The 21,200-nt window shown below is 62.9% G+C and carries 20 protein-coding genes and 4 pseudogenes; 7 read left to right on the forward strand and 17 right to left on the reverse strand.

Annotated elements, in window-relative coordinates; genetic code table 11:
- Nucleotides 1–508: 508 nt before the first annotated feature.
- The 7 genes from GPJ75_RS21095 to GPJ75_RS21125 form a co-directional block, all read right to left on the reverse strand.
- Nucleotides 509–1,501, reverse strand: coding sequence for a Gfo/Idh/MocA family protein (locus GPJ75_RS21095; RefSeq protein WP_163271040.1), 993 nt, complete (start codon nt 1,499–1,501; stop codon nt 509–511).
- Nucleotides 1,498–2,382 (reverse strand): sugar phosphate isomerase/epimerase family protein, encoded by an 885-nt coding sequence (locus GPJ75_RS21100; RefSeq protein ID WP_163271043.1) that lies wholly within the window; start codon nt 2,380–2,382, stop codon nt 1,498–1,500. Before GPJ75_RS21100 ends, GPJ75_RS21095 begins: the two co-directional genes overlap by 4 nt.
- A gap of 22 nt (nt 2,383–2,404) precedes the next feature.
- On the reverse strand, nt 2,405–3,244 hold the full coding sequence (locus GPJ75_RS21105; protein ID WP_163271045.1) for an ABC transporter permease subunit: 840 nt from the start codon (nt 3,242–3,244) through the stop codon (nt 2,405–2,407).
- Nucleotides 3,241–4,068, reverse strand: coding sequence for a carbohydrate ABC transporter permease (locus GPJ75_RS21110; RefSeq protein ID WP_246249166.1), 828 nt, complete (start codon nt 4,066–4,068; stop codon nt 3,241–3,243). Before GPJ75_RS21110 ends, GPJ75_RS21105 begins: the two co-directional genes overlap by 4 nt.
- A gap of 147 nt (nt 4,069–4,215) precedes the next feature.
- Entirely contained in the window at nt 4,216–5,445 is a 1,230-nt protein-coding gene (locus GPJ75_RS21115) for an ABC transporter substrate-binding protein (protein ID WP_246249167.1), read from the reverse strand.
- 88 nt (nt 5,446–5,533) lie between these two features.
- Nucleotides 5,534–6,445: an alpha/beta hydrolase fold domain-containing protein gene (locus GPJ75_RS21120; RefSeq protein WP_205602599.1), complete on the reverse strand. Its 912-nt coding sequence runs from the start codon at nt 6,443–6,445 to the stop codon at nt 5,534–5,536.
- Complete coding sequence (locus GPJ75_RS21125; RefSeq protein WP_246249168.1) at nt 6,442–7,143, reverse strand: GntR family transcriptional regulator; 702 nt, start codon at nt 7,141–7,143, stop codon at nt 6,442–6,444. The genes GPJ75_RS21120 and GPJ75_RS21125 overlap by 4 nt, the downstream gene beginning before the upstream one ends.
- 92 nt (nt 7,144–7,235) lie before the next feature.
- On the opposite strand from GPJ75_RS21125, the gene GPJ75_RS21130 reads away from it, so the two are divergent.
- Nucleotides 7,236–8,342 carry an ABC transporter ATP-binding protein gene (locus GPJ75_RS21130; RefSeq protein WP_163271052.1) on the forward strand — a complete coding sequence of 369 codons (1,107 nt, stop codon included), beginning with the start codon at nt 7,236–7,238 and terminating at the stop codon, nt 8,340–8,342.
- Nucleotides 8,343–8,767: 425 nt separating this feature from the next.
- On the opposite strand, the pseudogene GPJ75_RS21135 reads toward GPJ75_RS21130, so the two are convergent.
- The 6 genes and pseudogenes from GPJ75_RS21135 to GPJ75_RS21160 form a co-directional block, all read right to left on the reverse strand.
- Nucleotides 8,768–8,872 (reverse strand): annotated as a pseudogene (locus GPJ75_RS21135) (transposase); the annotation flags it as partial.
- A 730-nt stretch (nt 8,873–9,602) separates the two neighbouring features.
- A pseudogene (locus GPJ75_RS27760) lies at nt 9,603–10,729 on the reverse strand (cysteine desulfurase family protein).
- 3 nt (nt 10,730–10,732) lie between these two features.
- Entirely contained in the window at nt 10,733–11,083 is a 351-nt protein-coding gene (locus GPJ75_RS21145) for a DsrE/DsrF/TusD sulfur relay family protein (protein WP_163271054.1), read from the reverse strand.
- A gap of 31 nt (nt 11,084–11,114) precedes the next feature.
- Nucleotides 11,115–11,480, reverse strand: a complete 366-nt coding sequence (locus GPJ75_RS21150; RefSeq protein ID WP_163271056.1) for an SHOCT domain-containing protein — start codon at nt 11,478–11,480, stop codon at nt 11,115–11,117.
- Between the two features lie 48 nt (nt 11,481–11,528).
- Nucleotides 11,529–12,527 carry a VTT domain-containing protein gene (locus GPJ75_RS21155; RefSeq protein WP_163271058.1) on the reverse strand — a complete coding sequence of 333 codons (999 nt, stop codon included), beginning with the start codon at nt 12,525–12,527 and terminating at the stop codon, nt 11,529–11,531.
- Nucleotides 12,524–13,372: a sterol desaturase family protein gene (locus GPJ75_RS21160; protein WP_163271060.1), complete on the reverse strand. Its 849-nt coding sequence runs from the start codon at nt 13,370–13,372 to the stop codon at nt 12,524–12,526. Before GPJ75_RS21160 ends, GPJ75_RS21155 begins: the two co-directional genes overlap by 4 nt.
- Nucleotides 13,373–13,450: 78 nt before the next feature.
- Between GPJ75_RS21160 and GPJ75_RS21165 the strand changes: the two genes are divergently transcribed.
- From GPJ75_RS21165 to GPJ75_RS27470, 3 genes and pseudogenes are all read left to right on the forward strand, one after another.
- Nucleotides 13,451–14,113, forward strand: a complete 663-nt coding sequence (locus GPJ75_RS21165) for an ArsR/SmtB family transcription factor (RefSeq protein ID WP_163271062.1) — start codon at nt 13,451–13,453, stop codon at nt 14,111–14,113.
- Between the two features lie 52 nt (nt 14,114–14,165).
- Nucleotides 14,166–14,582 (forward strand): annotated as a pseudogene (locus tag GPJ75_RS27675) (nucleoside phosphorylase-I family protein); the annotation flags it as partial.
- A gap of 80 nt (nt 14,583–14,662) precedes the next feature.
- Nucleotides 14,663–14,947: a phosphorylase family protein gene (locus GPJ75_RS27470; RefSeq protein ID WP_246249189.1), complete on the forward strand. Its 285-nt coding sequence runs from the start codon at nt 14,663–14,665 to the stop codon at nt 14,945–14,947.
- Between the two features lie 94 nt (nt 14,948–15,041).
- Here GPJ75_RS27470 and GPJ75_RS21175 read toward each other — a convergent pair whose 3' ends face one another.
- A complete protein-coding gene (locus GPJ75_RS21175; protein ID WP_163271064.1) occupies nt 15,042–15,503 on the reverse strand; it encodes a hypothetical protein in 462 nt (153 codons plus the stop codon).
- Nucleotides 15,493–15,879 (reverse strand): hypothetical protein, encoded by a 387-nt coding sequence (locus GPJ75_RS21180; RefSeq protein ID WP_163271066.1) that lies wholly within the window; start codon nt 15,877–15,879, stop codon nt 15,493–15,495. The genes GPJ75_RS21175 and GPJ75_RS21180 overlap by 11 nt, the downstream gene beginning before the upstream one ends.
- A gap of 112 nt (nt 15,880–15,991) precedes the next feature.
- On the opposite strand from GPJ75_RS21180, the gene GPJ75_RS21185 reads away from it, so the two are divergent.
- Together GPJ75_RS21185 and GPJ75_RS21190 are read left to right on the forward strand one after the other, a co-directional pair.
- Nucleotides 15,992–16,471 (forward strand): MerR family transcriptional regulator, encoded by a 480-nt coding sequence (locus tag GPJ75_RS21185; RefSeq protein ID WP_163271068.1) that lies wholly within the window; start codon nt 15,992–15,994, stop codon nt 16,469–16,471.
- 69 nt (nt 16,472–16,540) lie between these two features.
- On the forward strand, nt 16,541–17,506 hold the full coding sequence (locus GPJ75_RS21190; RefSeq protein ID WP_163271070.1) for an arsenic resistance protein: 966 nt from the start codon (nt 16,541–16,543) through the stop codon (nt 17,504–17,506).
- A 143-nt stretch (nt 17,507–17,649) separates the two neighbouring features.
- On the opposite strand, the gene GPJ75_RS21195 is transcribed toward GPJ75_RS21190, so the two are convergent.
- Entirely contained in the window at nt 17,650–18,855 is a 1,206-nt protein-coding gene (locus GPJ75_RS21195; RefSeq protein ID WP_205602600.1) for a ZIP family metal transporter, read from the reverse strand.
- Nucleotides 18,852–19,982 carry a multicopper oxidase domain-containing protein gene (locus tag GPJ75_RS21200; protein ID WP_163271072.1) on the reverse strand — a complete coding sequence of 377 codons (1,131 nt, stop codon included), beginning with the start codon at nt 19,980–19,982 and terminating at the stop codon, nt 18,852–18,854. Before GPJ75_RS21200 ends, GPJ75_RS21195 begins: the two co-directional genes overlap by 4 nt.
- A 531-nt stretch (nt 19,983–20,513) precedes the next feature.
- Here GPJ75_RS21200 and GPJ75_RS21205 point away from each other — a divergent pair.
- Nucleotides 20,514–21,165 (forward strand): annotated as a pseudogene (locus GPJ75_RS21205) (transposase); the annotation flags it as partial.
- Nucleotides 21,166–21,200 lie beyond the last annotated feature (35 nt).

Raw genomic sequence — 21,200 nt, forward strand, 5'->3', positions numbered from 1 at the left:
CGCAGATCGTCCTCATCGGTCCGCGTCAGCTCTTATGACAGACGATGATGGCGATCTTTTCAGAGTTCGACCGGGACCACCGCGCAGCCGGCGAGGAAGTGCAAGTTAGGCGCACCGTCGTTCCACCGCAGGTGGAAGTCGCGGGCGCAAGGCGGCGACGATCCACGTCGCGTCCGCGGGCCGGCCGGAAGAGAAAGCGGCCGCTTCAACGCCCGCGGCCGCGGCGCCAAGCTTGTGGCGTCCCTCCCAAGGAAAGCCGCGCTGGAAGCTGTACGAAGAGGGTGTGCGCTATCGCTCGCGCCGGGTGATCGTGAAGGCCCGTGTCGTGAAGCTCAACACGCAGCGCGGTGGCCGCGGGGTTGTGACCAGCGCGAAAGCGGTCGGCGCGCATCTGCACTATCGCGACGCGACGGCGTCGCCAGGGACGGCGAGAAGGGCCGTGTGGCTCTCGAGGACGCTGCCGACGGCAAGGCGGCTCTTTAACCTTGTGGTGCCTTCGGCACTCATCTTAGGCCGGAAGGCTGGTGCGAACGGTTTCCAGCCAGCGCATCGCCGTGGCGCCGTCCTCGATCAGGGGCGCTGAGTTGCGCTCGCCACGGAAGGCGGAGAGCGTTTCCTTTAGAAGCGCATGGTATCCTTTGAAGTCTTCGTTCGCCGCGGCCGTGAAGTTCGGACGCCAGGTCAGGGTGTCCTCGCCATCGATCAGGCTCGCTTCCGGGTTATCGGACTTGAACGGCGGATCGCGATGGTAGGAGACCCCGATTATGTTGTCGATCTCGATGCGGCGGTGATCGCCCATCACCTGCACGAACTCCATGGGCGTGCCGCGGGACTGGACCGTTCCCATGATCAGCGTGCCGATCGCTCCGTTCTCGAACTCCATGGCGATGTGAAGCAGGATCTTGCCCGGCTCCTTTTCTATGACGCGGGGTTCCATCGCCGCGATGGGGCCGACGAGATGGGCCGGAAGATCCATGTAGTGCACGCAATGGTGCAGCAGGAAGTCGGTGTAGTCGGCACTCCCTTTGAAATAGGTGGGCGCCGTCATGTACGAGCCGTAGAAGCCGAGGGGGGAGCCGAAATCCCGGTCGATGACTGTCCTGGCGATCTTGTTGCCGACGGAGAAGCGCTTCATGAAACCGACCACGAGGGGCTTTCCGGCCTTCTCAGAGGCCTCCTGCAGGCGCAGCGCATCCTCATGGGAAGCGCCGGGCGGCTTTTCCATGAAGACGGGCAGACCGCGCTGCAGCGCCGCCCTGCCGATCTCGAGATGGGCGGCGGGGCCGATGGCAAGGCCTATGGCATCGAGCCCGGGATGGGCGAGCAGGTCACGGGCGTCGGAAAAGATCTCGCTCACCCCGTATTGCCGGGCGACGTCCGCCGCGCGGCTTGGATTGATATCGCAGACAGCGGCGATCCGCACGTCCTCACGAACGAGTTGAGGCAAAAGCATTTGCGAGGCGTGGCGCCCGCAGCCAATCCAGCCGATATTCAGCGTCATCTACGATAACATCCCATGGTTATTGCGTTCTTCAAAAAAGCGAGGCTTGCGGAAAGTCTTTCGGTTTCGTCTTCGTGAGGCGGCCGCCATTGGGCGATCGGCACGGCGATGCGGTCGTCGTTGCGGCGGAAGGGTTCGAGCGAGATGGGGCCTGTATAGCCGACGGCATTGAGCGCCCTGGCGACGGCAACCCAGTCCGTTGCGCCCGTGCCGAGGAAGCCGCGATGGTTCTCGTTCGCCTGGAAATGCGCGATGCGGGGACCCGCTTCGACGATCGCTTCGGGAATGCTCGCATCCTCCATGTGCATATGGAACGTGTCGAGCATGAGCCCCATGGACGGCTCGTCGACGAGATCAATGAGCGCTATCCCCTGCCGGGTCGTGCACAGGATGTCGGTCTCGAAACGGTTGAGGGGCTCCACGGCGAGGGTGATGCCTGCCTGTGCGGCGAGCGGGGCGACGGCCTTGAGGCCTTCCACGCACCAGCGCTCGCGTGCAGAACGCAGGTCCTCGTCGACCGGCTGTGGCGGGCGCCCCGCGAAGACAAGAGGATTGCCGTAGAGCGGGCCGCCGACGATGCGCGCGCCGAGTTCATGCGCGCAGTCGATGGCGTATTTCAGGTAATCCCGGCCCTGCTGGCGGCAATTCGCGTCGCTGCTGGTCAGGTTGCGCTCCATGTTGACGCGGGCGGCGAGCACGACGTCAAGGCCGGCCTCGGTGAGCGCCTTGCGCAGTTTTCCGAGTTCGATATCGCCCGGCTCCGGCACAAGCAGTTCGATGAAGTCGTAGCCCAGTTCCTTGAGCCGGCTCAGCCATGGAAAGTGATCTTCGGTGAAGGGGCGGGCGATCTGCATGGATATCAGCCCAACAGGATTGGTCATTGATGCGTTCTCCATGGTTCGGTCAGCCTTTGACGGCGCCCTGGGTGAGGCCCGAGATCAGGCGTTTCTGAATGAGCAGGAAGAGCAGGGTTGCGGGCATGGCGCCCAGGACGCCGCCTGCCGTCAGCAGGCCCCATTCGATCTGGTACTCGCCGATCAGCGTTTGGATGGCGACGGTGATGGTGCGCACGTTGCGGCCGCCGAGCGTCAGCGCGTAGAGGTACTCGTTCCAGGAGGTGATGAAGATGTAGATGCCGGTGGCGATGATACCCGGCAGGATGAGGGGGAGGATCACCTTCCTGAGCGCCCCCAGCCGCGAGCAGCCATCGATCATGGCGGCCTCATCGAGACTCCTGGGAATGGAGTTGATGTAGCTGGTCATCATCCAGACGGAGAATGGGATCGCTACGGTGGCGTTGGCGATGATGAGTGCTGCGTGCGTGTCGAGGAGACCGAGCCGGCGCATGATCACGAATAAGGGCAGAATCAGCAGGACGACGGGAAACATGTTGATGACGAGGAATTTGATCATCAGTACGCGCCGGCCGGGGAAGCGGAAGCGCGAGAATGCGTAGGCCGCGGTAACGCTCAGGCTCAGCCCAAGGACGACCGTTCCGATGGCGACGATGAAGCTGTGCACCATGTTGATGGGGAAGTCCGTGCGGCCCACCAGACGCTCGTAATTCGCCGCGGTCCAGTTCTGCGGATCGAGCGCGACGCCGGTCTGTAGCAGGTGGTCCTGCGGGGTGAAGGAAGTCAGCGCCATCCAGATATACGGACCGAGGGCGAAGAAGACGATCGCCAGGACCGGCAGGTGGGTGCCAAAGATCGAACGGAAGGTGGATTGGCGGCGTACCATCAATCCAGTGTCCTGTTCACGCGGGAGAGATAGACGAGGACGAGCCCGGTCAGCATGAGAGTGAAGATGACCGCAAGCGCCGAGCCGTAGCCGAAGTTCAGGCTGGAGCGGGCTTCGATGAAGGCGTAGAGCGGCAGCGTGTGGGTGGCGTAGCCCGGCCCTCCGCCGGTCATCACGTAGATGACGTCGATGGAGTTGGCGACCCAGATCGTGCGCAACAGGATCGCCGTGCCGAGAACGCCGGCGATGCCGGGCAGCGTGATGTTTCGGAATTGCTGCCAGTTGCTGGCGCCATCGATCGCGGCTGCCTCGTAGTAGCTTTTGGGGATGGATTGCAGGCCCGCCAGGATCATCACAGCAAAGAACGGAAACCCCTGCCAGGTGAGCGTTAGGATGATTGCGTAGAGCGCCGTGTCGGGATCGGCCAGCCAGGGAAAGGAAGACTGCATGATCCCGAGCCGGAAGAGGATGTCGTTCAGCACACCGTAATTGGCGTCATAGATCCAGCGCCACATCAGGGCGATGACGACACTCGGCAGGGCCCAGGGAATGATGATCAGGGCGCGCGCCAGCGGTCGCCAGAAGAAATCGCGGTTGAGCAGAATGGCGGTGATGAGCCCGAGCAGGGCCTGTGCCGGAATGGTGATGCCGATCCACAGCAGGGTGTTCCAGAACGATATCCAGAAAACCTCGTCCTGAAATGCGGCGATGAAGTTGCCGAACCAGATGAACGCACGATCCGCCGGGCGCCAGACAACGTAGTCGTGGAAGCTCAGGAAGATCGCTTCCGCCATGGGCAGGAAGACGATCAGCAAGGTAACCAGCACTGCCGGCGTCAAGAGGACGTAAGGGAATATGGAGAAACCCTCCCGGGATCTCCTGCGGCCGTGCGGTATTGTGCTGGCTGCTGAGGACATGATTGAAACCAATTTGCGGAGGGGCAGCCGGACCATTGCCCGGCTGCTGATGGGCCTTTATTCGGACGTGTAGAGTTCCTCGAACTGACGCATCATCTCTTCGGAGGTGATTTCGCTCAGAAGGGCTCGCTGCATGGCGCGCGGCCAGACATTGTCCACGAAATCCGAGGTCGCGCCCGTTGCCGGAAGGGTCTCTGCGAAGGGCAGAGAGTTCATGGTCGCATCCACGAAGCGCTGCTCGTGGTTTTGCCAGTTCTCCGCATCCGATTTGGTCACGGGCAGCTGGCCGGTCGCTTCGTTGAAGAGCGCATTGTTCTCGCTGGAGGATAGGAAGGAGATCCACTTCCAGGCCGCTTCCTTGTCTTCGGCCGAGGAAAACACAGCCAGGGACTCGTCGCCAAAGGCGGTCCAGCGCCCGCCGCCGCATTCGGGTACCGGTGCTGCGGACACCTTATCGCCAAGCGCCTCGACCATGGCATTGGAGGAGCCTATATGATGGATCGTCATCGCCGTACGGCCCTGCTGAAAGGCGGCGATGGTCTCCTGGAACCCGTCATTCGGAGCCGAAGGCGGGAACACGCCGTGCTCACGGTGCAGGTCGATGACCCACTGATTGGCCTCGATGGCGGTCTCGTTGGTCAAGCCGCCGTCACCGTCGAGCGAAACGGCCTCGTGGGACAATACCAGGCTCGCCCAATGGTCCTGGCCGCCCGGGCCGCCGCGGAAGCCGAAGCCGTAGACGTCGTTATTGCCGTCACCGTTGGTGTCTTGGGTCAGAGTCTTCGCAGCGGTAAGGAAGTCTTCGCAGGTCCGAGGCGGTTCGAGACCGGCCTCCTCGAGCATGTCGGCGCGGTAGTAGAGATAGAGCACCACATATTGCACCGGCAGGTAATACTGGTTGCCGTCCGGGCCCGCATTGACGTCCAGAATGTTGTCGAGCAGGTCGTCCTTGCCGTCCCATTCGGCCAGCCAACTGTCGAGCGGCTCAAGGGCGCCCATTTCGACAAGGCGCGGCTGTGCGAAGAGCTTGACCATGGCGGCATCCGGCGCACCGCCACCGACGATCGCCGTATACAGATTGTCGTAATAGCTGTTCCACGGCACGTTCTCGGCTTCGACGGTAATGTCCGGGTTCTCTTCCTCGAACTTGGCGATGAGCTCATCCATCGGGTTGTCCGGATTGTCGAAGTGGTACCAGAACCGGACGGTCGAATCCGCGTGGGCGAGACCCGCCATCGCCAATACCGACGCCGCCAGCGCCAGGGTTTTCAGGGTTCCTCTCATCATTTCCTCCCTTGGTTTGATAAATATCTGGCTGTTTCGAGCCAGTTTGAGGCCAGAGCAAAGGCTGTGCGCGCCTCCTCAAGCGCCACGGTCATCTGCATAAAGCCGTGCACGACGCCGCGATGCAGGTGGCAAGCGTCGTCACGCCCCAAGGCCTGAGACGTTCGTGCAGGCGGAGTGTGTCGTCCCGAAGCGGGTCGAGTTCGGCTGTGTTGAGATAGAGGGGCGGAAGGGCTGCCAGTTCCTCGTCCGGAGCGTTGAGCGGGGCGGCCAGGGGATCGCTGCGCATGGTGGGATCCGGAGCGTAACGATCCCAGTAGGTCTTCATGCGCTCGGCTGTGAGCCCATAGAGCGGATCCGGCATGCTGTAGGATGGTGTCGTGAAATTGACGCCGTAGACGCCATAAAACAGCATTGCGAAGTCGGGCAGAGGCCCGCTGTCCCGCCGGGCGCTCAGCATGGTCGCCATGCGAGGTTGGCGCCGGCCGAGTCTCCTGAAATGCCGGTCGGGCCCGCTTCGATGCCGCGTTCGGTGTAGGCTGCGTGCGCGGCGCGCCATGCCGCCTTGCGGTCCTCCAGTCCGGCGGGAAAGGGTGCTTCGGGCGAGTGGCGGTAGTAGGGGGACGATCACCGCCATCCGGCACGTCTTCACCAGATATCGGATGGCGCGTTCATGGGTGTGCGGCGAGCCGAACATCCAGCCGCCGCTGTGGAGATAAAGGATGAAGCCGGGCCGGGGATAGAAAGGAACGCGCAGAGTGGCCTTTATCTCGTCGGAGCCCGGGACGGCCGGCAGCGCAATTTCCTCCGCCGTTGCAATTCCCGGCAGTTCGAAGTTCCAGCGGCGGTTGTTCCGCTCGAATTGCGCGCGCGCCTGATTGAGTGGCAGCGTGAAAGGGTCCGGCAGGCCCTCGTCCTGCGCCTTGAGGCGCTCGATGAGGGCTTGCATCTGTGCCGTCGGCTCGGGGAGATGCGCACCCAATGGATCGGCCGGCCCGGTCATGCCTTTTCCTCGTCGGAAGGTTGCTCGAAAAGGGCGGGGCCGAAATCGACGATGGTCGCGACGTGATGGCCGATGGCCCGCACGGCGGCTTCTTCGTCACGGGATTCGAGCGCCTCGATGATCGTCTCGTGACGGCGCGCGGTGACGTTGAGGTCCCGCTGCTCGCCGCTGTGCAGGATCTTGAAGCGCTGGTTGTGCAGAATGCAGCGCGAAAGCAGCGGCTCGACCGCCGGCAGGCCGGCGGCCCGGAATAGAGACATATGAAAACTGCGGTCGAAATCGGCGAGGGCGTATTCGTCCTTCGCGTGGGCGGCTTTGATCATCGCCGCGAGGTAACGGCGCAGCTCCTCAAGCTCCCTGTCGTTGATTCGCCGAACAGCCCGGCAAATGCCGCGCGTTTCGATTCCATGGCGCAGGCGGAACATCTCCACGGCCTCGTCCCTCGTGCAGTCGGACACGCGTGTGCCCCTGTGCCCCATGCGGACCACGAATCCTTCGTCCTGGAGGTTCAGGAGGGCCTCGCGCACCGGCCCCTGGCTGCATCCGAAATATTCGGCGAGTTCCAGTTCTAAGAGAGTCTCCCCCGGCGCGATTTCACCGAGCATGATAGCCCGCTTTATACCCTCAAAGACCTCGGCGCTTTTCGACACCCGCGCGGTCGCCTCACGTCCCTTTTTGCCGATCATGGCAAGTGCCATTGGCCCGCCTATTGTCGCTTGCATCTCATTCCTTTATCATTATCAATAACGATAACGATAAAGCAAGTGCCAATGGAGGGAATGCGGCGCGCATGGCCACGATTGAGCTGAAAGACCTGATCAAGAGCTATGGAGGCGTGGAGGTTATCCATGGCGTGTCGCTTGAGATCGCTGACCACGAATTCATGGTGTTCGTGGGACCGTCGGGCTGTGGCAAGAGCACCTTGCTTCGCATGGTGGCCGGTCTGGAGACAGTCACCGACGGGGAAGTCCTGATTGGCAACAAGCTGATGAACGCGCTCGAGCCGCGCTACCGGGACATCGCCATGGTCTTTCAGGATTATGCGCTTTACCCGCACATGACCGTACGTGAAAACATGGCGTTTGGGCTGAGAATGCGGAAGGCGCCGGATGCGGAGGTCGAGGAAAAGCTGGCTGAGGCGGCGGATATCCTGCAGATCGCGCCGCTTCTCGATCGCAAGCCCGGCCAGCTCTCAGGCGGGCAGCGCCAGCGGGTGGCAATGGGGCGAGCAATCGTCCGGCGGCCTTCAGCCTTTCTCTTCGACGAACCGCTGTCCAACCTGGACGCGAAACTGCGTGTCGACATGCGCACACAGATCAAACGGCTGCATGCGCTTCTAAAAACCACGACCATCTACGTCACGCACGACCAGGTGGAGGCGATGACGCTGGCGGACCGGATCACGGTTCTGCGCAACGGCTATATCGAGCAGGTGGGCACACCCTTCGAGCTTTACGAGCGTCCGGCCAATCTCTTCGTCGCCGAGTTCATCGGCTCGCCGGCCATGAATATGGTCAAGGCCCGCTATGTGGTCGAAGGCGACAAGGCCAAAGCCGTCATCCACGGAGATTTACGCATCGCGCTGCCGCAATATCGGGTGCAGAATGGCGCCGATGTGGTTCTCGGTATCCGCCCCGAGCATCTAGAGCCGTCCCAGTTTCGTGCGCATGGAGACTCGATGACGTTTCCGGCGACGACCAAAATCCTGGAGCCACTGGGGTCGGACGTGATGGCGCTATGCGATCTTGCCGGTGTGGAACTAACGGCACGGCTCACGCCAGGACGGGTATCCCGGACGGGTGAAAGCGTTGACCTGGTGTTCGATACCGCGCATATCCATCTCTTTGAAGCACAAGGCGGGCGGCGAATAGAAGCTCTTGCGTACGAGGCCGTATAGCTCAGAACTTCAAGGCGCTGCAGTTTGGGGGCAAGGCGGGCATAGCCGAGTTCACGGAACTGCGTCGGGTCACGGTCCAGGACGGCCCTCTGCATTTTCCGGTCTGAGCACGAGGAAAACGAAGAACGGACCGGTGAGACTCGACATATAGGACGATGCCGGAGCCAAATACCGCCCGGGCTACTTAAGACTCGTCATCACGAACGAACTCCGTGATCGGCTTCCCGGAAGGAAGTCGCTTACCAAAGCTGCACGTTAGAGATAGCTGCTGTCGCCCACAGCGTCGCTTCTTCGCCGCTCCTACGGCAAATGCAAGCAGACGAGCGGAACGACAACAGATCGTGCCCACTGAGGTGGTGTAGCTGACGGCCTTGGTCGCCGTGCTCTCCGGCAGGGCCGGAATGATCAGCGTGCCACTGCTGGCAGGCTGAATTCGGGAAGATGCCGACGACGACGGTTCGCCGCTTGATCTCGCCATTGAGGCGCTCGATCGGGTTCGTCGAGTGCAGCTTCGCCCGGTGCTCCCCAGGGTGGGATCGAGCGCGGGCGCTTTGACGACGGGCGGATTGCCGTTGTCGAGCATGCCTATGGCGGGCCGTACCTTGCTCGTCGACACCATCCGGGCGTCGGCTATTTCAAGACGATAGGTGAGGCAAACCGGCGCTACTTCGCTAAGGCCTTTTCATGGACCGGAAAAACGCAGCATGTGCGTCTGTCGAATCCGTCCATTCAGGCACGGTTGCATGCGAGCGAGAATAGGAGGGCACTCTGGGTGGTCAACCCGACACGCGAACCCCAACGCGCAACAGTGGAGCTTGCGCACCAGCATGGACCGCTTGTTTTAGGTTGGGAGGGATTGATCGCAGTCGGGAGCGCTGGAGCGTATGTGGTTGCGGGCCCCGCAACCAGCTCGAGCCAGAAACTCCAGTAAACTCAATGGGTTGCTGGGGTTTTTGGCCGCGTTACTCGCCGCAAAACAAACATCAAAAAAATCAATCACTTAGCATTTAGGTTCAAATCAACCCGCAACCAACCACGAACACGCGCTTGGTTGGGCTCTGCCGCTGGAGTGACGGCCCGCGCGCCATCGCCGCATCCGACATCGAGGACATCCAACTGATCGACATCGCCCCAGCAGTCCCTGAAGGAGGCTCTCCTCAAGCCGGTCGGTAATCTGGCCGAGCGGGCTGCTTCGCCAGCGCGCATAGGAGCCGGCGAGAGAAGCGCTGTCCACCAATGCCTTTGGTTCCGCCACGCGCTTCAGGCTGACAATGCGGGTGCCCGCGCGAGCTGCGCGACGACGGTGTCGATCTCTGTATCCGTCGTTTGCCGACCGAGACTAAAACGCACGACGCCCATCCCGACCTTCTCCGGCACAGCCATGGCCGCAAGCACCGGCGAAAGCTCGATCCGCCCCGAATGGCACGCCGAACCGGTCGATGCCGCCACCCCATCGAGCCCCGCGAGCACGTCGGCCCCGATCACGCCGACGAAGGAGACGTTGAGCGTGTTCGGCAGGCGATGCTCAGAAGGGCCGTTCAGCACCACGCGATCGCCGAAGCGGTCCTGCAGCGCGCCCCAGAAGCGATCACGCAGCGCGCGAGCCCGCTCCATCGGCGCCAGGTCCTGCACCAATGCACAGGCCGCGCCCAAACCGGCGGCGAGCAATGCGCTTTCGGTGCCGGCGCGCCTGCCGCCCTCATGGCCGGCGCCGTGAATCAGGGGCTCCAATTCGACACCGCTGCGGACATAGAGCGCTCCGACACCCTTCGGCGCATAGAGCTTATGACCGGCGATCGTGAGCAGGTCGACGCCGAGCGTATCCACTCTGGTCGGGATCTTGCCCACCGATTGCGCCGCGTCTGTGTGAAAACAGGTGCCATGCTCTTGAGCAATGGCGCCGATCTCCTCGATCGGCTGGATCGTGCCGACCTCGTTGTTGGCATGCATGACGCTGATCAGGACGGTGTGCGGAGTAATGGCCCGTTGCACGTCATCGGGTCGACACGGCCCGTCGAGTCCACCGGCAGATAGGTGACCGTCGCGCCGAGCCGCTCGAGAAACCGGCAGGGGGCAAGGACGGCCGGATGCTCGACCGCGGTCGTGATCATGTGATCGCCCTTCTTGCGGAGCGCGAAGAACGTGCCCTTGATCGCCAGGTTGTTGGCTTCACTGCCACCGCTCGTGAACACGATTTCTCCGGGTGCTGAGCCGAGCAACGCGGCGACTTGAGAACGGGCCTGCTCCAACGCGGCCTTGGCCGGCGTGCTCGCCCAATGGCCGCTGGAGGGATTGCCGAAGGCTTCCTCAAGGAACGGCCGCATGGCGTTGGCGACCGCCGGATCGATTGGCGTGCTGGCGTTATAATCGAGATAGATTTTCCGCATAGCTCAGAACACCAGAACCTTGTCGGCGGCGAACGTCGCGTCCCCGAGTTCATCCATGGTGCTGTGCCTGGCGCCATCCATGACATCGTCGTCGGTCATGGCGCGCGCGTCCATGCAGGTGCCGCACAGCAACACGGCGCCTTTCGCGAGCACGCGCTTCGGTATGCGTTCCATGTCGTAATAGCCATCGGGCGTTTTCTGGCCCTTGCGCGCGGCGATCGCCGCATCGGCCATCAGGAACACCGAGACCTCCGCTTCCGGATCTTTCTTGAGCAGCGTATGGGCAAGGCGTAGCGCGTTGTAGCAGCGCTCGGTGCCGTAGGGCGGGTCGTTGAGGATGAACAGGGTCTTCATGCGCGTTTTCTCCGGTTTTGGGCGCAGGGGGTCATTCGCCGAGGGTGCGGCGGCGCTCCTCGAACTCCTCCCTGTCGATTTCGCCGCGCGCGAAGCGCTCCTTGAGGATGTCGAGCGGCGTGCGCGTGGGCGGCGGCTGGTGTGGCGCGGCGGCGGTATTCCCTGGTCCGCCGAGCCAGCGCACGAGGAGAACCGCGACCGCGATCACCAGGGCGAGCACAAGGATCATGAAGATCGGCCCGAAGATCATTCCGAACCATCCGCCGCCCCATCCCATCATGTGCGGTCCCCAGCCATAGCGGTCGAAATCGGGGGATCCTTGTGCCCACGCCGCACTTGGCAGAAGGGCAATGGCGGTGTCTGTGAGGGCTGCAATCGAAAGCGGAATTCGTGTCATGTTCCTGCTCTTTCGGGTGTTGTACCGGGCGGCGGCGACGGACAGATGCTACCGGGCCGGTTCGACTGCGCCGCCTTTCCCCACCGGCCTGCCGTCACGGTTCCACTGCTCCATTCCGCCGCGCAGGACGCTGACATCGCGGAAACCGGCGTCGCCGAGCATCACCGTGGCGGCCGCGGAACGCTTGTCCGTCTTGCACACCACAATGACAGGCCGGTCCCGAAATGCTCTGATCTCGGTCAAACGATCGGGCAGTTCGCCGAGCGGAATGTTGAGCGCGGTGTCGATATGACCGAGGGAGCCTATGAACTCCTCGGGCGAACGGACATCGATGATAGTGACGCCGTCGCCTCCAAGCCTGCGCGCCAGTTCATCCGTTACGATCCACCCGGGTCTTTCGCCGCGTAATCGACGGACCAGCCGTGGCAGGAACGCGATTGCCGCGAGCAGCCCGAGTGCCAGCAGACCGTAACGGATCGCCGAGGCGTCGCCGATAATCGCTTCGCGTCCGGCATGGCCGAGCCAGGTATAGGCAATTGCGCCCGGCGCCATGCAGATGAAGGACGTCATGACATAGGCAGTGAATCGGACGCGCGTGAGACCGAGCGCGTAGTTCGTCAAGTTGAAGGGGAACAGCGGCACGAGCCGCACGAAGGCGACGAAACGCCAGCCCTCAGCTTCCACACCTTCGGTCAGCCGCTTCAGCCGCCCGCCGGTCCGCGCCGCCACCCAATGGCCGGCGAGATAGCGGGCGATGAGGAAGGCAAGGCTCGCCCCGATCGTCGCACCCACCAGATTGAGGAGCGAGCCCCAGACCGGGCCGAACAGGGCGCCGCCCGCCAGCGCAAACAGGGCGCCCGGCAGGAAGGCGACCGTTCCGACAGCAAAGAGAGCGAGATAGGCCAGCGGGGCTAGGAGTCCGAGTCCGGAAAGCCAAGTGTCGAGCGCGGCAAGGTCAAGCCGATCGCGGTTCAACGCCGCCCAGATGATGACCGCCGCCAAACCGGCAAGAAGGACGAGACGCGGAAGAAGGCGCCGGGCGTTCACTGGTCCCCCTTTCTTCTCTCACGGTTGATCGGATAGCCGCTGGCCGGACCGATGAGCGGCTGGATCAACATCCGGTCGAGCCACAGGTCGCGGCGGGCGCGGAATTGCTCGATCCCGATGGTCATGGCCTCGTGGCCCTCCCGCGGCTGCGGCCGGTACGTGCCCAGCAGCCGGTCCCACCAGGGCAGGTTGAAGCCGAAATTGCTGTTCGTCTCACTCGGATGAATCGAGTGGTGAACCCGGTGCATGTCTGGCGTCACCACGATCAGTCGCAGGATGCGGTCGATCGCGGGTGGGATATTGATGTTCGAATGATTGAACATTGAGGTGGCGTTTAGCAGCACCTCGAAGATCAACACCGCGACCGCTGGCGGCCCGAGGGCAGCGACGACCGCGAGCTTGATGCCCATCGACAGCAGGATCTCCACGGGATGGAAACGCAGCCCGGTGGAAACGTCGAATTCTAGGTCGGCGTGATGCATGCGGTGCAGCCTCCACAGGGCCGGCACTGCATGGAGCATTACATGCTGTAGATAGATGGCGAGATCGAGCGCCAACATCGAAACGATGAAGGCGATCCAGGCGGGCGCTTCAAAGACATTGAACAGCCCCCAGCCGCGTTCCTGGGCGATGACGGCGAGCCCGACTGCGACGATGGGGAAGGTAAGCCGCACAAGGAGCGTGTCGACGACAACGATGCCGAGATTATTGCTCCAGCGGATGAGTCGGGGGATTTCCCGTCGGCGGCGCGGTGCTGCCACCTCCCACAGCACCATGGCCAGAAGGATGCCGAGAAACAGCCCCAAGCGGATCAGCGGTTCGTTGGCCAGGATGAGTTCGGTCATTGCGGCGCCTTGCGGGATACGGTACTCTATTTCATATTCAAATGATTATTTGAATGAACTATCGCAGGAACCATGGGAATGTCAATCGGCCCGAAACAGGCGCTTTACGAAGAATTCGCATCGGTCGCCCGCGCGCTCGGGTCGCAGCACCGGCTGGAAATACTGGAACATTTGGCACAGGGCGAACGTGCGGTGGAGACGTTGGCCGAACGCGTCGGCCTGTCGGTTGCCAACACCTCACATCACCTCCAGCAGCTCAGAAGGGCGGGGCTGGCCTCTTCGCGCCGGGACGGCAAATTCGTGCTCTACCGTCTTGCTGACGACGGTGTGCTTGCCCTGGTGGCGGCACTGTCGGGCGTTGCAACGCGCAACCTTGCGGAGGTCGATCGCATCCGGCAGATCTATTTCGATGAACGCGACAGTATGGAGCCCGTCTCGCGCGACGAGTTGCTGGAGAGAACGCGCGATGATCTGGTCACGGTGCTCGATGTTCGCCCGCCCGATGAATTTGCGGTTGGGCATCTGCCAGGCGCCGTCAACATTCCCCTGAGCGAATTGGAAGCGCGGCTCGCCGAGCTCGATTCGGATCACGAGATCGTTGCGTATTGCCGCGGTCCGTGGTGCGTGCTGTCGTTCGAGGCTGTCGCGGCGCTGCGTGCCCGCGGCTTCAAGGTGCGGCGCTTGGAGGACGGTCTGCCCGAATGGCGGGCGGCGGGCCTGCCGGTCGAAGCGGTCGGCTGAGGGGGAACAGGCGGTGAGCTCAACGGATCGGAAGTCGTCCGAATGGCCGATCGTGAACGGCAAGGACCACACCGCAGCCTCGGTATTCCGGCCGGAAGCGCTGCTGCGCGAGGCGCGGCGGCAGAAGGGGCCGCCGCTCGCAGCCGTTCCCGAAGTCTGCATCTTGGATCCCGATGGCGATGTAGCGCGGTACCTGACAAAAACTGGCAACGGGCGAGTCCACGAAGGGTGGGCCTGCTATCACACCGAGTTGCTGACGTTCGATCTCGATGGCGTCGGTGAGACCAGTGTCATCGGGTGCGCCGTCGGTGCGCCCTTCGCGGTGCTCGTGGCCGAACAGCTCATTGCGTCGGGCTGCCGGCTGCTGATCAGCGTTACGTCAGCCGGGCAGATCATCGACAACGGGCCAACGCCCTATTTCGTGCTGATCGACCGCGCCCTGCGCGACGAGGGGACGAGCTATCATTATCATCCGGCGGCCAAATTCGCCGAGGCTCCCGACGCAGGACTACTGGCACGCGTTGAGGTAGCCTCTCGGAGCTTTCGGACATTGCGGCTCATCGCGGCGCCACCTGGACGACGGATGCGCCTTATCGGGAAACAGAGGCCGCGATCGCAACCGCCCGTGCGGCGGGTGTGTTCGCCGTGGAGATGGAAGCCGCCGCGCTCTACGCCTTCGCCACGGCGATGAACCGCTCGGTCATCTGCTTTGCCCATGTGACGAACACCATGGCGCAGACGGAAGGAGATTTCGAAAAGGGTGAGGCGGACGGAACGACCGCCACGCTCGCCGTCGCGGCCGCCACCGCACGCGCTTGGTCGTCGTCAGAATAGGGGTGCGTCCGAGCGGGCTGGCTTGTTGCCCAGAAGGCTGACATCCGGGCATTGCTCGTGTTGTCATCAAATGGCGTTCTCTATCGATGGCCGGTCAGGACCGGTGTGAGTGCGCTGCGGCTTTTTTCGGTAGGTACCTATACAGTCCCCACAGGAGAAGCCCGAAGAGCAGATGGGGCAGGAAGGACGCCACGATCAGTTTCGGGCTGACTGACAGGCCGGCGAGGCCCCATCCGACGATGGGGAAGAACACCGCAAGGATTACAATCCAAAGAACCGCAGCAAGACCCAGCGCGGTCCAGATATCCCGTCGCGAAAAATATCGCACATAGACCACCGACCAGAAGGTCACGTAGACGGTGTGAAACAACAGCCCGACCGGCAAGGGCAAGGTTCGCCCGAGAATTGCCTCAGCGAAGGCGAGCGAAGGCGGCTTAGGGAACGGCGACACGCCCGTGGAAGCGAGTGCGAGCATGACCGCCGCGGTGATGATGGAGACCGCAACGCCGATCCCCACGGCTCGCAACCAGGATCTGCCCTCGGGTTCAACAGCCACGGCCTTCTCCTCGCGGACCCGAGGTTTCAGTGCATCCGCAGCCGCCGCTCCGAGCTGTGTTGATCAGGAACGGTTCGAAGATCGCATCGACGGCGTTGGCCATGCCTCGCGGGGCCTTGATGGTGAGCCTCACGCTCTCTTTTTCTTCCTTTAAGTCGAAGCCGAGAAAGGCGCAGCACTGCCGTTCCCGGCGGACCATCTCGCGGACGCGTTCAGCGTAATCAGGATGGTATGTCAGGACGAGCTGCGGCCCTTCCCGCCGACAGTCCAGCAATGCCGCCTGGTTCAGCTCCGCGATCCAGTCGAGCCGCTCCCTGAATTCGCCCGTCTCCAAGGTGCAGGCGATCACGGCTGCTTCAGAAATTGTTGCATCCATGGCTTCACTCCAGTGGTTGGCCGGGGCGCATCGGGCACGCCTCGGCAGTTGCTAGCGTAAAAATAGGACTTCAAGTAACTTGAAGTTCAAGGGGGTCGTGAGGAGATTGGCCATGCCCGCGTTGAAGATCGGAGACCTTGCCGAGCGTACCGGCACGAACACGCCGACCATCCGCTACTACGAGGAGATCGGGCTGCTGCCGCGCGCCGATCGCCAGGACGGTGGTCAGCGACGCTACGACGACGAGGACGTCAAGCGACTGACCCTGATCCGGCGTTGCCGAGAGTTCGGCTTTTCCATCGAGCAGGTGCGTTCGCTGACGGCGCTTGTCGAGGATCCGAACCGCTCCTGTCTGGAAGCGCGCGACCTGGCGCAAGAGCATCTCATGGCGGTGCGGGCCAAACTGTGCGAACTGAGGGCACTGGAACGGAGCATGGAAAGCTTCATCGCGAGTTGCGAGACGGTCTGTGCCGGCGGTCCGGGCCCGGAATGCACGATTCTGCAAGACCTCGCGAAGCCGACAGTCGGAGCGAAGGCCGCCGCTGCCAGGATGAAGCATGGGAGAAGCCCGCGCCGTGTACGCGGATCCTGATCCGGTTGGTAGGAGCGGTGTATGACAGCAGGCGTCGGCAGTATCGAGGCGGCGAGAAAGGAGGCGTGAGTGGAGCAGGTTCGGGCTAGTCTGGACAAACGGCAGGTCGCGATCTATCTGGGGGCGATCCTCATCGGGGTATTTGCCAGCTTCGGCGTGCCGAACGCAGGCACGCTCGAGGTCGCGATCAACCCGGCGCTGGCGTTCATGCTGTTCGTCACCTTCCTTCAGGTGCCTCTGGCGGAGCTCGGATCGGCGCTGCGCAACACCCGTTTCCTCGGCGCGCTCCTTGCGACCAACTTCCTGGTCATGCCGGTGCTGACGGCGATCCTGGTGCAGTTTCTGCCCGACGAGCCGATGCTGCGGCTGGCAGTCCTGTTCGTGCTACTCACCCCGTGCGTCGACTATGTGGTGACGTTCACCCATCTCAGGCGCGGGGATGCCAGGCTGCTGCTGGCGGCGACGCCGGCGCTCCTGCTGTTGCAGATGGTTCTGCTGCCGGTCTACCTGCGTATGCTGCTCGGCGGTGACGCGTCCGGTCTCGTCCATCCAGAGCCCTTCATCCACGCGTTCCTGTGGCTGATCGCCGTGCCACTGCTGCTTGCCGCGGGCTTGCAGCTCTGGGCGGCCCGAAGCCCAGCCGGCAAGCGCATCTCGACGGCGCTCGGCCTGCTGCCGGTGCCGGCGACGGCCCTTGTCCTTTTCCTCGTCCTGGCGGCCGTCATGCCGCAGATCGGAGATGCTGCGGGCGCGGCGCTGACCGCAGCGCCGATCTACATGGCCTATGCTGTCGTCGCGCCGATGTTCGGTTGGCTCGTCGCGCGTGCCGCCGGCCTCGACGACGGCGGCACGCCGGCCGTGGCATTCAGCGCCGCCACGCGCAATTCGCTCGTAATCCTCCCGCTGGCCTTCGCGGTACCGGGCGGGGTGCCGTTTGTTCCCGCGGTCGTGGTTACTCAGACCATCATCGAACTGGTCAGCGAGCTTGTCTATGTGCGGTGGATACCCCGTCTGCCCTTCAGGCCGTCGGCGTGACTTGGTCCTCAACTGAGGGAGACACATTACTCGTGGTTGCTCGCGCGAGCGGGATTGTCAACGAGACTGGTAGTCCTGGTCGAACGAGACGCCAGGCGACATTACTGCTCGCAGCACCTTCGCCCGTGTCGCGCGATGGCACCCTACACCTTCACGAGCATTGCCGTCACGTACATGAACGCCACGCCGAACGCGGCTCCCGACAGCGCAGGCCACGAGGATAAGGCTGCGACACCGCGCCCGTCCGATTTCATGAGGTAAACGGTGACCTCTACGACAACCTGGAGGATGGCGCCCGCGCCGATCGCAAGCGCCAACGCTGACCATTGCGGCGCATAGGCGAGGCTTCCGATCCAAAGCCCAAGCACAGCCGGGCCGCCGGCGAGCAGCGTCAGGGAGGGGAAGGTCCACAGCGCCGGGCGGACCTTCAGCATCGGTGCCGCGATGCCGATGCCCTCGGTGATGTTGTGGAAAGTGAAGCCGAGCACCAGAAAGGTGCCGAGACCCGCCGCACCCGACGCGAAGGCGGCGCCGATGGCCAGCCCCTCGCCGAGATTGTGCAGGCCGATGCCAAGCGCGATGAATGTCGCAAGTGTCAATCCGGCCGGTGTGCCGTCACGGCGGCCAATTACCATGAGCAGCAGAAAGCTTGCCGCAGCCGCCAGAACCACCATGGCCTGGCCCTGGAAGATAGCGGCCGCCTCACCCGCAAGTTCGAATGCCTCGCCTGCCGCGTCGATCATCAGGAAGGCGAGCAGGCCCACCGTCATGGCGAGAAGGAAATTCATGCCGCCGCGCCCGACGCCTCGCAGCGCCGGATAGAACATCAATCCAATGGCGATGGGCACGATGCCGACGAAGACGCCCAGAAGCGCCTGGCCGCCGAGGCTTGCCGCATTGGCAACCGGCGTCGGCACGGCAACGGCAATCTCATGCTCGAAGGTGGCGCCGGTATTGGTGATGACCTTCACCGCATGTGCCTCGCCGGGAACCCAGGGGTAGGATAGATGGATCCAGGCGGTCTCTCTCCGCGCGAGCGGGCCGGAGGGGCTCTGGGTGAACTGCCAGTAGGCGTCGTCAACCTGCACCTGGGCGATGGTCATCGGTTCCGATCCGCCAGCGCGGACGAGAATGTCGATGCCGTTGGACGACAGAACCGTCCGCTCGAATGTCAGGTTCTCCACCTGCGGCGCGCCGTTGTCGAAGTAGCGCAACGGATCGGCCGCAACGAGCCAGGCAACCGCAAGCGCCAGAACGGCGAGCGGCAGAAGAAGCCAGATGAGGGCTGCGCGGGATCGCGGTGCTTCGACCGGAACTGCCCCGGCCGTAAGCGGACGTGCCTCGTTCATGCCACCGTCTCCCGGACATCGAAGAAGCTCATCCAGCCCAGTTCGGCGAACTCCGACTGGTGTGCGTGGAACATGTAGAGCCCCGGCTCGTGGTCCTTGAAGGAAAACTCGAGAATGCCGCGCTGCGCCTGGCACAGCATGACCGTATCGACCGTGCGAAGCGTCGGTGTCAGCGTCGTGCCGTGGTCGTAGTAGTCGAAGAAATTGGCGTGCAGGTGGAAGGAATTGACCGGATCGAACTCGACGGCGTTGGTGAGGTAGACGCGCACCGGCTTGTCACGCTGTATCGGGATCGGCCGCTTCATATAGGCATGCGCGACCGTGTTGACCGCATAGACTTCGTTCTCGTCGTCGAAATTGGTGTCGAAGCCGTTCATCACCATCGCCAGTTCCTGCCACTCGGCGTTCTCCGGCGTGCCCAGCAGGCGGGAGAGGGCGACTTGCGTGTGCTCGGGGTGAAGCGCGGAATCGGGATCGACCACGAACAGCCCGTAGAGCCCCTTGTGGATGTGCCGCTTCAGGGGCAGCGCGTGGCAGTGGTAAATGTGGCAGCCGAAGGGCCTGGCGTCGAACTCATAGGCGAACTCCTCACCCGGCGCGATCACACCGGCGCCGGGGATTCCGTCCATGCGCGCCGAATGGATGCCGTGGAAGTGGATCGAGTGGGGGTGCGAGCCGTGGTTGCGGAAGACGACCTTCAGCCTCTCGCCCTCGGTCGCCCGCAGTGCCGGGCCCGGCACCCTGCCATTGTAGGTCCAGGCCGGAAACATGATACCGGGTGCGATCTCGATCTCCTTGTCGACGGCCTCGATCTCGAAGGTGCGCAGAACCCGCCCATCGGACAGGCGCGAGGCGGTCCCTCTCTCCCATTCGGTCAGTATGTTCGCCGTATCGAAGCCGTTTCGCTCTTCGTCGACTTCCCCTACGGTCATCATCGCGCCGTGGCTGGAGCCATGGCTGGCACCACTCATCTCGCCGTGCCGGTTGGCGCCGGCATGTTCGGCCCGCGCAGGTTGCCGTGCGGTGCCTGCGGCTGCAATGGCGGATCCACCCGCTGCCGCAATCCCCGCGCCCAAGATGCTGCGCCTGCTCAGTCGTGCTCGAAGCCAATCGGGAATCTCAAGCATCTATGGTTCCTGCAAATGAGAATGAATTGCAATATAGCATTAAACGGGGCGGGCTTCAACAGCGACGCCTCGTCATTCATTTACGGTCCTGAAAAGCACGCACGTCCAGTTTGACCTGGACATGGCCGGCGCCAATCTCGTCCGCAGCGACGAACCGGCGGGATTTGGCATCATATCGTTCGGGAGGAATAGCGTTGTAGTGAACTATCAAGATTTCATCGGCGGTGGGTTCAAAGAACTATAAGTAGCAGATCGGCCAATGGACGACTTCTACAGGACAACAGGACATTAGCTTGTGTGCTGTCTGCAATCCCCGTCCGCCCCAACTGCGGTGGCTATGACAGATCGGATGGACGACTGCTTCGGGGCTGATTCCGTTGCCCATCTGTCTTCCAGAAGATGGGGTATTCGGCTTGAGCCTCATCTTCTGTGAGCGTGGATGGTGGCTATGTTGAAGGTGCTGCGCTTCGAGCTGATGGTAAAACGTGGTCTGCGTGGAGCAGCCACAAGCATCAGAGGGAGAAGCGCAGCATGAAACATTATGCCGGATTGGATATCGCGTTGAAAGAGACCGCGGTCTGCATTGTCGACGAAACAGGTCAGATTTGCCGCGAGTTGAAAGTGCCAAGCCACCCGCAGGATCTGGCGCGAGTGCTCAAGGATCCGGCCTTGCGGCTTGAGCGCATCGGGCTTGAAGCCGGGCCGTTGTCGCAATGGTTGTTCGAAGGCCTGGCCCGGGCCGGCTTGCTAGTGATCTGCATCGAGACCCGCCATACCAAGGCGTTCCTAGCGCCGAGCGCTGCTGACCGCCCGCAAGCTCTTGCAGGAAAAGGCCATTGCCGTTGAGAACGACATCCGCGGCCTGCTGCGCAACTTCGGGCTCAAGGTCGGCCCTGTTGGTGCGGTCAATTTCGAGGCGCGCGTCCGCGAGCTCATCGAAGGCATGCCCGATTTGGTCGAGATCGTTGAGCCGCTGCTGGGGGCGCGCGGCAAGCTGCGGCAGAATTTTGCCGTCCTTCACCGCAAGCTGCTGGCCATCGTCCGTGACGATGCGGTCTGTCGGCGGCTGATGACGATACCCGGCGTCGGTGCGGTGGTGGCGCTGGCCTATACCGCAACGATCGACATCCCGCAGCGGTTCAAGAGCGCGAAGGCGGTCGGGCCAGCGCTGGGATTGACGCCGACACATTGCCTGCTCCCGCTCTGTCGTTTCGCTCT

It is taken from the genome of Chelativorans alearensis (genome assembly GCF_010993735.1).
Lineage (GTDB): Bacteria > Pseudomonadota > Alphaproteobacteria > Rhizobiales > Rhizobiaceae > Chelativorans > Chelativorans alearense.

Coding starts and splice junctions, on each gene's coding strand:
- GPJ75_RS21165 (WP_163271062.1), top strand. CDS start 13,451: ATGTCAATCGGCCCGAAACAGGCGCTTTACGAAGAATTCGCATCGGTC.
- GPJ75_RS21160 (WP_163271060.1), bottom strand. CDS start 13,372: ATGACCGAACTCATCCTGGCCAACGAACCGCTGATCCGCTTGGGGCTG.
- GPJ75_RS21125 (WP_246249168.1), bottom strand. CDS start 7,143: ATGGCACTTGCCATGATCGGCAAAAAGGGACGTGAGGCGACCGCGCGG.
- GPJ75_RS21195 (WP_205602600.1), bottom strand. CDS start 18,855: ATGAACGAGGCACGTCCGCTTACGGCCGGGGCAGTTCCGGTCGAAGCA.
- GPJ75_RS21145 (WP_163271054.1), bottom strand. CDS start 11,083: ATGAAGACCCTGTTCATCCTCAACGACCCGCCCTACGGCACCGAGCGC.
- GPJ75_RS21120 (WP_205602599.1), bottom strand. CDS start 6,445: ATGACCGGGCCGGCCGATCCATTGGGTGCGCATCTCCCCGAGCCGACG.
- GPJ75_RS21180 (WP_163271066.1), bottom strand. CDS start 15,879: ATGGATGCAACAATTTCTGAAGCAGCCGTGATCGCCTGCACCTTGGAG.
- GPJ75_RS21150 (WP_163271056.1), bottom strand. CDS start 11,480: ATGACACGAATTCCGCTTTCGATTGCAGCCCTCACAGACACCGCCATT.
- GPJ75_RS21115 (WP_246249167.1), bottom strand. CDS start 5,445: ATGATGAGAGGAACCCTGAAAACCCTGGCGCTGGCGGCGTCGGTATTG.
- GPJ75_RS21200 (WP_163271072.1), bottom strand. CDS start 19,982: ATGCTTGAGATTCCCGATTGGCTTCGAGCACGACTGAGCAGGCGCAGC.
- GPJ75_RS21100 (WP_163271043.1), bottom strand. CDS start 2,382: ATGACCAATCCTGTTGGGCTGATATCCATGCAGATCGCCCGCCCCTTC.
- GPJ75_RS21130 (WP_163271052.1), top strand. CDS start 7,236: ATGGCCACGATTGAGCTGAAAGACCTGATCAAGAGCTATGGAGGCGTG.
- GPJ75_RS21185 (WP_163271068.1), top strand. CDS start 15,992: ATGCCCGCGTTGAAGATCGGAGACCTTGCCGAGCGTACCGGCACGAAC.
- GPJ75_RS21095 (WP_163271040.1), bottom strand. CDS start 1,501: ATGACGCTGAATATCGGCTGGATTGGCTGCGGGCGCCACGCCTCGCAA.